Source organism: Paenibacillus sp. BIHB 4019, from assembly GCF_002741035.1.
Classification (GTDB): domain Bacteria; phylum Bacillota; class Bacilli; order Paenibacillales; family Paenibacillaceae; genus Pristimantibacillus.
Window position 1 is genome coordinate 3,072,083 of the sequence record NZ_CP016808.1, and the last position, 12,238, is coordinate 3,084,320.

Genomic DNA, 12,238 nt, shown 5'->3' on the forward strand with positions numbered 1-12,238 from the left:
AACAAATGAAACTTGGGTGAACAAATTGCGGGAACAGCAGTGGTTCAGCTTGCTCCGAATTGTTCAATTGAAGGATTGCGAATGGTTGGTTACAATCCATTGTGACGCTCCAGCACTCTTTTTTTGTAAACGCATACATGTTTGGGGTGATCTATATACAGAGAGGGGATTCATCGTATTGAACAAGCGAAAATGGCTTTCGGCCGCATGCTCCTGTTTATTGGTGCTGTCCATGTTCGTATCTGCTGTTCCTGCCTATGCGGCAGATGAACCGCAAAACGGAGACAATTCGGTTAATGTGAGCGCAGCGGTACGTGATGATTTTACTGAGCAGCAATTGAAGGATAACGACTATATTCTTTATTTTGTGAATGCAGGGGACCCAACGCCATCTACAGTAGAAGGCACCGATAAGTTTGGGCTGTATTCCTCCGTAACCGAGCAGGTATATGGAGTGGATGCCGTAACCGGGAAAAAATGGGGGTTAGTGACGACTGCAACAGCTGCAAGAACAGGCGATGCTTCTACGAAGCTGGGGACGCTGCGTTATTATAATGGCACGCAAGTAAGGGATAAGGCGATCGAATACAAATTCGAGCTGCCGGAAGACCGCTATGATATTACGTTTGGATACAAAAATCCGTGGAGCGGCCGCAGTGTCAATATGGTTGTGAACGGAACAAATCTCTCTGGTGAATACAGCATTGGCGAGTATGACGCAGTGAAGGAGGTTACTTATCGAAATGTAAGCCTAACGGGCAATGAAATGCAGGTTCGCGTTCAAGGTCCGGCTACTGCAGCATTAAGCAATTATAATGATCCAATGCTTAGCTATATTATTGTCCGTCTGAATGTCACAATCCCGTTATCCGATCTGGGAGATAAGCTGGATGAGGCAAGAAGCGAGGCATTGGATGTGAAATACACACGCTATAGCGTACAGGTGCTAAATGATGCAATCGCTGCTGCTTCGGATGTGTTTGATGCACTATCTGCGAATGGCACAGACATGCAGGACCCGGCGGTGCAGGAGCAGGTTCGCGCGGCTATCGCTTCATTGAATGCGGCGCTTGCCCAGCTATCGCTGGATGTGCCGAATACATCGTTTAAGCCGGGCGCGGTATGGAATGATACGAGCGGTGCGCTTATTCAGGCGCATGGCGGCGGCATCATTTATGATGAGCATACGCAAAAATATTATTGGTATGGCGAGGATAAAACCAATGGCTATTTGCCGGCACGCGGCGTTCGGGTATACTCCTCAACCGATTTATACAATTGGGAGGATCATGGTCTGGCGTTGACTGCGATTGAGTCGATGGATGATTTTACGAATGATCCGCTTATTTCCCAGCTTTATGCAGGGAGAACCGATCAAGCCAGCATTTTCAATGATATTGGGACGAATCGCATTATCGAGCGCCCAAAGGTCATTTACAATGATGCAACCGGGAAATACGTCATGTGGATGCATACGGATGGTCCGTCGGAAACATCGACAGCCAACTATGCAAAGGCGGAAGCTGGGTATGCCTTGAGCGATTCGCCAACAGGACCATTCGTCTATGGCGAAAGCCACCGGATGGACCGTGCTCCTGCGGACGCCACCTACAATGGGCAGCCTAACCAGCCGGGAATGGCGCGGGACATGACGCTGTTCAAAGATGATGATGGCACAGCTTACCTCGTCTATTCCAGCGAGGAAAATATGACGATGTACATCTCCAAGCTGAATGAAGAGTACACCGATATTGTCGGTTGGCATAAAGACGGCAATGTCGAGCGCGATACCGTATACAAAGCCGAATATGGTGTCGATTACGTCCGGGTATTTCCGGGAGGACAGCGCGAGGCGCCTGCCTTGTTCAAATATCAAGGCAAATATTATATGATTACGTCCGGGGCAACCGGTTGGGATCCAAACCTTGGGAAATACACCGTTGCCGATAATATTTTCGGCGAATGGAAGCCAATGCGCGATGTAGCGCCGGGCAGCTCCACGACGTTTGGCTCGCAAAGCACGCATGTTCTTCCGATTGATCCAGCAGCGGGCAAGTTCCTCTATATGGGTGATCGCTGGGACAAAAATGACCTGAAAAATTCGCGTTACATCTGGCTGCCGATCGAATTTGGCCAAAATGATGAAATCGCGCTGCGCTGGCGCGATGAATGGACGCTGGATGAGCTAAGTGCAATGGGACGTATTACGATTGATACGCCATTGCCTACGCAAACCTCGATTGGCAAAGTGCCTGTACTGCCCAATACGGTGCAAATTACAGTGTCTGGCGGTTCGCAAACGACGGCTGCAATTGCTTGGAATGCAACGCCGGAGCTATTCGCCAAACCGGGCATCGTGACGCTGAAGGGTACGCTTAGCGGGGCGAGCACCAAAACGATTGAACAGCAAATTTATGTGGTACCGGATCGCAGCGCTTATTTCGTTCATGCCGGAGGCGCGGCGACAGCCGATTATAACGACATGATTTCCTACATGGAAGATACGCTTATTAATAAAGAAGCGATCGATCAGCAATATGACCCGGATAACGGCCGGAATTGGGGTTATGTGGGTAACAATACATTAACCTCTGGTACGGCTAGTGGCGATTTGTTCGCTTCGCTGCGTTATTTAAAGTCTGGAACAGGCGATGATTTGCCGTACCGTTTTGATATTGCGAATGGCGAATACGATGTTTATGTCGGTTTGTATGATCCATGGTCGCAATATAATCCTGGCACACGCAAAGCTCAAATCATTATTAATGATGAAATTAAAACGAACAGCTATACATTCAGCGCTTCGCGAGATGTACTTGGCTACGAAGATGTGAATGTGTCTGACGGCAAGCTGGCGCTGACGATTCGTCGGGCGGTCAGCGGCGCTCCTGATCCGCAAATTAGCTGGATTATGATTGTTGCTAAGGAGCAGACAGCGGCGCAGGCGGCTAACCGTCTGGGCGAAATAGCGGCACCAGCTCAAGGAGCGGTACAGTTGACGCTGCCGGAAGCCCCAGAAGGCTTCACAGTAGCGATCAAATCTTCCAACAGTGCGGTAATTGGTACCGATGGTACGATTACGCCGCCAGAGCAAGCGACAACGGTTCAATTGGAGCTGGAAGTGACGCGGCTGTCGGATCAGACCAGCGCTGTCATCGTTCGTTCCGTTATCGTTCCTGCCAAAGCAAGCAGCGGCGGCGGAACGGATCCGGGAACGAACCCTGGGACAGATCCGGGAACGAATCCGGGAACGAATCCAGGCTCGGGCTCAGGAAGCGGCTCAGGCAATGGGACGAATCCAGGCACTACGCCGGGCACAGGAACGGATCCGGGAACAAATCCAGGAACAGGTACGAATCCGCCTTCATTCCCGGATGTCAGCAATCACTGGGCAGGAGCGGCAATTGGCAAGCTGACGGCCCAAGGCCTTATGAAAGGTTATCCCGATGGTACATTCCAGCCGGATAGAAAGATGAATCGTGCAGAGTTTATGACGATTATTTTCCGCTTATTGAAGCTGGATGCGGCTGCTGGCTCATCGAAATTTAATGATGTGTCAGAAGGAGCTTGGTATGCGGGTTCGGTAAATGCTTTGGCCAATGAAGGAATTGTGAGCGGATTTGCTGACGGCAGCTTTAAGCCAAATCAGGAAATTACCCGCGAGGAAGCTTTTGTCATTTTGTATCGTGCGATTAAGGGGCAGCTTGCTGCTGGCACAGCAAGTGGCGAAGGCGGCTTCAAGGATAGCGACAGCGTTTCGGCCTGGGCAGCGGAAGCGGTTCAAGCGTTAGCAGAACATGGACTGATCAGCGGTTATAAGGATGGTTCCATCAAACCGGAGCAATCGATCAATCGGGCTGAAATAGCTACAATTATTGCGAAGCTTTTGCAAGAGCAATAGGAAATGAAAAAAAGCAAGGTTCCCCGAATCGTTGGGGAGCCTTGCTTTTTTGCTTTATTTTTGAGCGGTCCCGTTAAACGGAGCCTTCGTTAGTTCACTTTAAAGCTGGAAATAGCCGCCTCCAGATCGCCGACAATGCGATTCAGCGCTTGGGCCGATGATGCGATATGCTCCATCTGTGCAAGCTGCTCCTCCGTTGCGGCCGCCACGTCATCGGTTTTCTCCAAATTGGAGGAAGCTCCTGCCGCAGCTGATTCTGTCGAAGCGCTAATTTGCTGTGAGCCTGCGGATAATTGCTCAGCAATAGCCGAATTATCATGGAGCTGATTCGCAATTTGCTCAATCGCGATAGAGATGGCATTAAGCCGCTCCTGCACGACGTTCAGCTGTCCGCCGCCATTTTCGACCTCTTGGACGGTTGTCGCCATATAGCTCGATGCACTGGCAATTTCACTGCGCGTGCCAGCTACGAGCGTATTGATGCTTTCTGCTGATTCCAGCGAGGCTGCTGCCAGCTTGCGAATTTCCTCTGCCACAACGGCAAACCCTTTGCCTTGATCCCCTGCACGTGCAGCCTCAATGGAGGCGTTCAGTGATAAAATATTCGTTTGACCGGCGAATGCGGTAATATTTTGAGCGATTTTGCCGATTTGCTGCGAGCGATGCTCAAGGGAATGAATGCTTTCGGACAGCTTCGTTATGACGGCGCGAATGTCCTCCATCTGGTTAACGAGCGTATTCAATGCCTGCTGGCTTTGCTCGGTTTGCTCTGACGTTCCAGAGGAATGCATCGCAATGGAAGTTGTATTTTCGGCAATCCGCTGAATGCCTACCGCCATCTCTTCAATCGCACGGGACGTCTCCTGCGCCGTTCTTGCTTGAACCATCGAGCTTTGAGCAACCTCCTGAATCCGAATCGCGGTATGCTCTGCCGCCTCAGTCGATTCCTGTGATGCGGCTGTCAGCTGGGAGGAGGCAGCGCTCACCTCGATCGCAGACTCCGAAATGCCGCTAATGAGCTTGCGCATCGTGTCAATCATATGATCGACGGCAGCTGATATGCGGCCAAGCTCATCGGTTCCAGGATTTTCATCTCGCTGCACGGTCAAATCTCCCGCCGCTACTTGGTTGGATTTGGCGACAATCGTGCGGACTGTCCGCATAATTTGACGGACGGTGAAGATAACAACGACGACTAAAAGAAGCGTAACTAAAGTAGTTGCTATGAAAGCTACAAGTTGATTTTGCTTTACTTGCTTGTTGATGGCCGCAATTGTCAGCTCCGAATGCTTGTCTAAGCTTTCTCCAATCTCGTCAATGCCGGAGCGGCTGGATTTAAAAGCGTCGTCAATTTCGGCATTGCGGAACTGGTGCTGGCCCCCGGCAGCAGCCTGTACGGCAGCAGAGGACCATAATTCAAATTTCGGCTGAAACTGGCCCAAAATATCCTCAATCGTGCGGCCAGACTCGCCATATGCCAATTTTTTCAAAGATTGCGCTTCAATAATAACATTTGCTTGTCCAACACGTTCGGATACCTGCGCGATATTCTCGGACAACTCTTTGCGGGCTTCCTCTGTTTCAGCCGCGTTCAACGTACCAGACTCCACTTTTAAATACGCTTGATAAGCTTGATACATGTCACGGTCTGCATTCAAAATCAGTGAATTGACCTGATTGGATGTGTCATAAATCTCCTCTGTCATCGTACGCACAATTTGCTGCTGCCCGTTCAGGTAGTACAAGCTCGACAGCACATACGCAATAAGCGGAATTGCAGCAAGCAGAGCAAGCCGCCAGCGTAAAGATAGTTTTAACATGGAATCCCGCCCTCTCTTTCTAAGTCACCTAGCATGTAATATATATCGGTGAAATGTAGATTTACCCTTTATATACTGGGGTTTTTCTGGTATGGAAGTGTCTAATGGTCACAAAATGGTCACCGCGGTATGAAATTTAAGTGGATCGCATGAATTCTCCGAATTTTATTGCTGCTTCTTTTTTGCGTTTTTTAGTCACGTGCAGGTAGACTTGTCTGGTTACCTTGTCATCTTTATGTCCAAGCCGTTCCATGATTTCGTGCAATGGCACTCCTGCCTCTGCTAACAACGATGTGTGAGTGTGACGCATAGAGTGGGGGGTTAGGCTAGAATTAAGGCCAGCTAATTTCAAAATCCTTTTCATACGAGTTTGATAGTGGCCGGTAGGCATTGGGTAACCAGGGTATTTGTTTTGATTAATAAATATATATCCCTTGTCGTAATACGTGTTGCGATGGAGCATTTTAAAAGATTTTATCTTTTTAATATAACTGGTGACAACATCAACAACGAGAGGATCTACTTGCAGATTTCTTTTTGACGTTTTAGTTTTTGGCGTTTGTAGCTTGTATTCACTTATCTTTCCAGCGGGATTGTAGTAAGTTTTGGATATACTCAATGACTCCTCAGCAAAATCAAAATCAGTTTCACGTAAAACGCTGAACTCCCCAATTCTAATGCCGGTATATGCAAGTGTTAAGAATGTTTCGTAATCCCCTTCTAATCCTTGTTCTAACGCTATTTTTAGGAATAGATCAAGTTCTTCTTTTTCTAGATATTTTGGAATATGAACATGGTTTTCAATATCGTCGACGGTCTCTAATTTTCGAGGTATTTTAGCATATTGCGTAGGGTCCTCTTTAATTATGCCATCTTCCATCGCACTTTTGAAAATCATGCGCGCTGTACCGTGTGTACCTCTGATTGAGGTGTCTGCCATCCCAGACTTTTTCATATCTGTGATAGCCGCTTGATACATCTTTTTTGTAATATCTTTTATTTTCACTAGCTTAAAATATCGCAATAATACTTTCACTTCAATTTTGCGTATTCTAACGGTGCTTTCTTTTACACCACCAAGCAATTCATACTTTTCTAACCAGTGGCTACTGTATTGTTCAAATGTTTGATCGGTTTCTTCTACATGTATGCCATTCGATAATTCGTACAAAACAGTAGCAGCTGCAGCCTCAGCCTCTTTTTTTGTTTTGAAACCACGCTTCTTTTTCTGGCGCCTAGCATTAGTTACGGGATCGCGAGGTAAATCAATGACATATCGCCAAGTGTTACCTTCCTTCTTGATGCTGGCCATAACGCCACCTCCTTTGAATTAAGGTTTAAGGAAATCTAAGTTAGGAACCCTATAAACAGGCATCCTTTCCTTCAATAAAAGCCCCGGTTAAGGGGCTATTGATTAATTTCGTCATCGTTAGATAACGAATCATGATATTTCTTCCACTCTCTCTTCATATATAACATCGCTGCGAATAATGCAATGGGTATTGGAACTACGGCAACAGCGTCAGGGTTTGATTCTCCCAATAATGCGGCTACTACGAAAAATAGAAAGAAGTAAAATAGAAATGCACTGACAATGAATGCAACTATGGAGTATAGGTTTATTATATACCCCTTGTTGTAAAGATAATTTCCTAACAAAGATGATAACACACCAGTTATTGCGCCGACTATTATTCCAGCAATTAAAGATGGAATACCTAAAGATTTGGCGAGCAACAAACCTGGAAAAAATCCTATAACATAAAATATTATGTACACCTTTTCTTTCATTTATAATTCCTCCTAACGTTTTTCTCGTTTAATTTAAAACGAAGCTAAAGCTTTCTTTTTAGACTCAGATATGGTATTCAAAAGAGCCAAAATACCTGCTGTCATTGTCAAAATTCCTTCGTACACTAATTTCCAAACAGGAACTTCGAGAGGGTTGTATATAGCAGAGGCCGCAACAAAACCTATAAACAAAATAATTATTGCGAGATAAATGGAAGACAGAACTATTTTACCTTTTGGAACCATCTCACAACTAATATAAATACACGCATACATGGCACAGCAATTATAGGCAAACCTATGAATGAGATATGAGACAAGAGAATCCTCTGGGCCCAACGTTCTAGTAAGGAAAAACTGAATACAGATATATGCGATAATTGCAGTTACCAGAGTTGCGGGCAGAAATGAAATCCATCTCAAAAAAATTGGCCATCCACCAAAATAACCAGATTTATCTTTAACTTCGATATTGGAACTGTTATCGATATTAATTTCAAAAGGGTTTACTTTACTTGATTCTTCACTTGTATGAATATATTTTTCTTTTTCCATATACGTCCCCTTGGTTTCATTTTTTTCGAATCTAACCTCATATATGTAATCGGCGCCATATCGACTAAAAGTTACATCAATTGGGCAACATGACCTAAAAAGGAGATGATGCCATGCCTATGCCGGTATTTAACGACAATAATGATCTTGTATACATCGAAATACAAGAAATATACAGTATCCATAAGGATTCTAAATCTAGAAAAATTATCGTAACAGCTGCTTGTGGAAAGTATTACTTACCATCCACAATCGAGCAGGTGGATTCCATTATGTCTGATGCAGGTTTTTTCCTTATCGACAAGAACAGGATAATCAATGTCGATCAAGTAAAGGAGTACTACGACGGACAGGTTCATGTAGACGGTTCGTATTATGATGTAGCAAAACGCAAACGTCGCAAGCTTCAAAATCTAATTGAGAAACGTTCTCGTGACACGAACGGTCACTATAGTTCGACATAATACGACATACAGTTTGGAAAATATAGTTTACAATGGCAAGACACCTAGTAGATTGTACGCGATTACATTTTGTCGTAGAATGGCTGTATGATCCGTTATAATTAACGAATCAGTTCTACATTTGTTGTACATATCCCGTGAAGTAGCTGAGCTACTTCTGCTGCTGAATATTCCAGACATAAATATCGTCCACTTTACATTTTAGGTAATGAGATAAAAGGACTGCTGTCCTGAAATTCATCACCTTTCGCATTGTGCAGTAGTCTGATATTTGTGTTTTACTCTTCCCGCTTTGATCGGCAAGCCACTGCTGATCTTTACCAATGCGCAAGAGTAAATCCGGTATTCGGCAGCGGACGGGATAAACATCCATATCCGTGCCACCTTTTTCAATTATAACCTCTAATTCAGAACATGTGTTCCTATTGTTCGGTCGATGTGCTATCCTGTAATTACATTACAAACGGCTGTAAGGGGTGACTGTGTTTGAACGATAACTCAAAAGAAATCATCCGTAATTCGTTGTCCGGACTTACAGAAAAAGAGATTGCACTTGTGAAAGCTGCTATTGATAACTTGAAGTCTAAAAAGGGCGGCTAATGTCGTTCTTTTTTCAATCTATCTATTAAATCTAAAATATAACTTTGGTCCTTATCACTTAAATGTACGAAATCTTCTATCATCTGTTCTAAATCCTCGTTTACATTCTGCTTTACTCCAGTTATAAGCCAGTTTAAATCTTCTTGATAAAACGCAGAAATTTTTGCTAATGTCTCAAAGTCTGGTTCTGATGTTCCTCTTTCGTAACCTGAATATGTAGTCCTCGCCATCCCCAATTTGTTCGCAGCTTCCTCCTGTGTTAATTTTTTCCTCTTTCTTAATGATTTCAATCTCTCCGAAAACAAAATTACCACCTCTTTCTAGTTCATTATAATGTCGAGTAATGCGTCATTAAACAGATTAAAAACTAAATACTAGATAATCGTAATTTACTTGTTGACATGACGAGTAACTAGTCATATACTAAGTTTAAGAAATGACGAGTTACTAGTCAGGAAGGAGAATGAAGATGAGAGAATGGTTAAAAGAAATACGTAAGCAAAAAGGGCTTACACAGCTTCAAGCTGCTAAATTAAGCGGAATATCTCGTAGTTACTATGCCGATATCGAGCGCGGAAGTGCAAACGCAAGCGGAGCGGCAGCAAAGCTAATCGCTGATGCTTTAGAATTTGAAATGTCCATTTTTTTTGCTGATGTTCGACGAGTATCTAGTCAAAATAAGAAAAAATCTGCTTAACTCAATGTATTTTACCCCATTAATTAACAATTTGAAAGGTGGTCTAACAAATGAACCTTATGTCTATCAATGGTGTTCGAGGATACATCGATGAAAGTGGAACGGCTCAATTGAAGTTGGAAGATGTATCGCGAGGTCTGGGCTTCACGGAAGGAAAGGACGGAAAGATTTATGTTATGTGGCGTCGAGTAGACAAATACCTGACTGATTTATCTTTCGGCACTTCTGCCGAAAACGAGTTTGTACCAGAAAACATTTTTTATCTACTTGCAATGAAGGCGAGCAATCAAGCGGCTATTTCCTTTCAAATGAAAGTAGCAAACGAAATACTTCCTTCGATCCGTAAGCATGGCGCCTACATGACACCAGAAACCATTGAAAAGACGTTAACTGATCCCGACTTCATTATTAACTTAGCTACTCGCTTAAAGGAAGAAACGGCTGAAAAGATGAGGTTGAAGGAAAAAATCGAATCTGACCGACCGCTTGTCCTGTACGCCGAATCCATGCAGGTGTCGAAAGACTCCATTTTAGTGGCTGACATGTCGAAGCTGCTTAAGCAAAACGGAATCGATATCGGAGAGCGTAGATTGTTCCAATATCTCCGCGAAGAAGGTTACCTGATCAAGTCGGGCAGCGAGTATAACATGCCGACACAGCGCTCCATGAACCTAGAAATCATGGAGGTAAAGGTAGGGCAGCGAGCAAGCGCAAGTGAAGGCGTTAAAATCACTCGTACACCGAAAATAACAGGCAAAGGTCAGATTTACTTCATTAATAAGTTTTTGAAGAAGCAGTCAGCATAACACCGACAGGAGGCATAATCCATGAAAGAATACCGCATCGAGAACTACCCACACTTGCTGGCAGCAAGTCATGTATCCGAAATATGCAGCTGCCACCTGACAACGGCCTACGAAATCATGAAAGAGCCGCACCGCCCACGCTGGCAGAACGGTAGGAAAGTACGGCTGCATCGTGACGTGTTTTTCGAACAAATCAAAGAAGAATCGATGGTGAAGGTTTCGCAATGACCGTAGCAACAGGAACAGACCAAGAAATAGCCAGCAAGACGCATGCGCATGTACTCACGCGCTTTAAGCAGTCGGACAAGCACACGGCGATGGAGATCGCATACAACTACTTCCTGCACGATGCAGATGCGGTAAACAGGGCGCTTGAGCTGGCTGTCGCCGAACATAAACCGAAAGGGATAGGTGATTGAAATGGACGAGCAAACAATGAAGAAACTGCTTAAGCAGCTGGTTGATGAGGAATACAGCCTTGACGAATCAGCCAAATACGGTGAGACACAGGAATACCTGATGGACACCTTGGATGATCGGCGCAAACTCAACGTTAAATTGATCGGCCTGCTAGAGATTATGTTGAAAGGTGGCGAGCAGCATGCAGCTTAGACGTATCGAACCTGTTCACCCTGTTATCCGCGTGCATAATCCAAAAGGCTCCGAATTGTGGCTGCCTAATCAACGCAAACGCCACAACGATTTTGACTCTTTATTAGAAGGGAAGATTCGCTTATGAACGCATGGGCCATTTTACAACCTCAAATCGAAGAAACGATTCGCGAACTTTACTATAAAGGCTGGGACGCGGAGGAACTTTCAGACAAAGTAAGCCATCCAGATTGGCTGCGTAAAGGAAACTTTAACCGCTCGCCGTTTGCCGAAGTCGAATTCAATTGCGGCGCTGCTCGCTTCACGCTTCAAGGATTCGTTGACATCATGGACGCTATGGTTGATTCTGGCATGTCTTTTGCGGACATCCTGCGGATGCATGTGCTGGGCCTGCTGCGAGTTGAGTATGAGCGCGAAGTGAAGGAGCAGGAAGCGCAGCGCGAGCTTGTATGGAGCCATGAGAGTGTGCTGGGGAGGGAAATTGCATGACAAATCTAAAATTCGACCCTAGTAAACAAAGCCATAGATTAATCATGTCTGCACTGTTCTTTATGTTTTACGATGAAGGATTGACCATTCAAGAAGTTCAAGAGGTTTTGGAAGATATAAAGAGGCAGGCTGTCTATGCTCTGTTGGATGGGAAGGGTAAATCATGACCAAAGAAATTCCATTTTTCGAACGGGTGCAGACGGAGCGTACAGAGATTTTGTCAGCCTTAAAGATGCAGATACGTGTTTACGTGGATCAGGAGATAGATGAAGGGAACGAAGTGTCATGGCATGATTTCATTGCAAAATACAGCGAATGGAACCATGAACCACTTTACGAAATCATTGTTCAGGAGATTGTGAAATGCATGAGGGAGGATTCAAATCATGGACTATCTCTCCTTGGCTAAACGGTTCAAAGGTCATAGGTCAGGGCGAAGGATAGCCATCGTATTGCTGAAAAACGCCAAAAGAAAAGGCGCTGCTGCTACAGCGCCAGTCAAG

The 12,238-nt window shown here is 45.0% G+C and carries 16 protein-coding genes; 10 read left to right on the top strand and 6 right to left on the bottom strand.

Annotation, left to right across the window (positions count from 1 at the left end; translation table 11 throughout):
• Positions 1-178: 178 nt before the first annotated feature.
• The gene (locus BBD42_RS13015; protein ID WP_099518479.1) at positions 179-3,901 is read left to right on the top strand and encodes an S-layer homology domain-containing protein; all 3,723 of its coding nucleotides are present in this window, start codon (positions 179-181) and stop codon (positions 3,899-3,901) included.
• Positions 3,902-3,990: 89 nt separating this feature from the next.
• On the opposite strand, the gene BBD42_RS13020 is transcribed toward BBD42_RS13015, so the two are convergent.
• From BBD42_RS13020 to BBD42_RS13035, 4 genes are all read right to left on the bottom strand, one after another.
• A complete protein-coding gene (locus tag BBD42_RS13020) occupies positions 3,991-5,721 on the bottom strand; it encodes a methyl-accepting chemotaxis protein (protein ID WP_099518480.1) in 1,731 nt (576 codons plus the stop codon).
• 136 nt (positions 5,722-5,857) lie between these two features.
• Positions 5,858-7,033, bottom strand: a complete 1,176-nt coding sequence (locus BBD42_RS13025; protein WP_099518481.1) for a tyrosine-type recombinase/integrase — start codon at positions 7,031-7,033, stop codon at positions 5,858-5,860.
• A gap of 95 nt (positions 7,034-7,128) precedes the next feature.
• Complete coding sequence (locus tag BBD42_RS13030; protein ID WP_099518482.1) at positions 7,129-7,512, bottom strand: hypothetical protein; 384 nt, start codon at positions 7,510-7,512, stop codon at positions 7,129-7,131.
• Positions 7,513-7,545: 33 nt separating this feature from the next.
• The gene (locus tag BBD42_RS13035; protein ID WP_099518483.1) at positions 7,546-8,067 is read right to left on the bottom strand and encodes a hypothetical protein; all 522 of its coding nucleotides are present in this window, start codon (positions 8,065-8,067) and stop codon (positions 7,546-7,548) included.
• A gap of 113 nt (positions 8,068-8,180) precedes the next feature.
• Between BBD42_RS13035 and BBD42_RS13040 the strand changes: the two genes are divergently transcribed.
• Positions 8,181-8,531, top strand: coding sequence for a LytTR family transcriptional regulator DNA-binding domain-containing protein (locus BBD42_RS13040; protein ID WP_099518484.1), 351 nt, complete (start codon positions 8,181-8,183; stop codon positions 8,529-8,531).
• 151 nt (positions 8,532-8,682) lie between these two features.
• Here BBD42_RS13040 and BBD42_RS13045 read toward each other — a convergent pair whose 3' ends face one another.
• Positions 8,683-8,904, bottom strand: a complete 222-nt coding sequence (locus tag BBD42_RS13045; RefSeq protein WP_099518485.1) for a helix-turn-helix domain-containing protein — start codon at positions 8,902-8,904, stop codon at positions 8,683-8,685.
• Between the two features lie 223 nt (positions 8,905-9,127).
• Positions 9,128-9,436, bottom strand: a complete 309-nt coding sequence (locus BBD42_RS13050; protein ID WP_172455480.1) for a helix-turn-helix domain-containing protein — start codon at positions 9,434-9,436, stop codon at positions 9,128-9,130.
• Positions 9,437-9,600: 164 nt separating this feature from the next.
• On the opposite strand from BBD42_RS13050, the gene BBD42_RS13055 reads away from it, so the two are divergent.
• From BBD42_RS13055 to BBD42_RS13085, 8 genes are all read left to right on the top strand, one after another.
• Positions 9,601-9,828 carry a helix-turn-helix transcriptional regulator gene (locus tag BBD42_RS13055; RefSeq protein WP_099518487.1) on the top strand — a complete coding sequence of 76 codons (228 nt, stop codon included), beginning with the start codon at positions 9,601-9,603 and terminating at the stop codon, positions 9,826-9,828.
• 50 nt (positions 9,829-9,878) lie between these two features.
• Positions 9,879-10,634, top strand: a complete 756-nt coding sequence (locus tag BBD42_RS13060; protein WP_099518488.1) for a phage antirepressor KilAC domain-containing protein — start codon at positions 9,879-9,881, stop codon at positions 10,632-10,634.
• A gap of 21 nt (positions 10,635-10,655) precedes the next feature.
• Positions 10,656-10,862, top strand: coding sequence for a DNA-binding protein (locus BBD42_RS13065; RefSeq protein WP_099518489.1), 207 nt, complete (start codon positions 10,656-10,658; stop codon positions 10,860-10,862).
• A complete protein-coding gene (locus BBD42_RS13070; protein WP_099518490.1) occupies positions 10,859-11,053 on the top strand; it encodes a hypothetical protein in 195 nt (64 codons plus the stop codon). The genes BBD42_RS13065 and BBD42_RS13070 overlap by 4 nt, the downstream gene beginning before the upstream one ends.
• A 1-nt stretch (position 11,054) precedes the next feature.
• Positions 11,055-11,246, top strand: coding sequence for a hypothetical protein (locus tag BBD42_RS13075; protein WP_099518491.1), 192 nt, complete (start codon positions 11,055-11,057; stop codon positions 11,244-11,246).
• A 123-nt stretch (positions 11,247-11,369) separates the two neighbouring features.
• Positions 11,370-11,735 (top strand): hypothetical protein, encoded by a 366-nt coding sequence (locus BBD42_RS13080; RefSeq protein WP_099518492.1) that lies wholly within the window; start codon positions 11,370-11,372, stop codon positions 11,733-11,735.
• Complete coding sequence (locus BBD42_RS31745) at positions 11,732-11,902, top strand: hypothetical protein (RefSeq protein WP_172455481.1); 171 nt, start codon at positions 11,732-11,734, stop codon at positions 11,900-11,902. Before BBD42_RS13080 ends, BBD42_RS31745 begins: the two co-directional genes overlap by 4 nt.
• Positions 11,899-12,144: a hypothetical protein gene (locus BBD42_RS13085; protein ID WP_099518493.1), complete on the top strand. Its 246-nt coding sequence runs from the start codon at positions 11,899-11,901 to the stop codon at positions 12,142-12,144. Before BBD42_RS31745 ends, BBD42_RS13085 begins: the two co-directional genes overlap by 4 nt.
• The last annotated feature ends 94 nt before the right edge of the window (positions 12,145-12,238 follow it).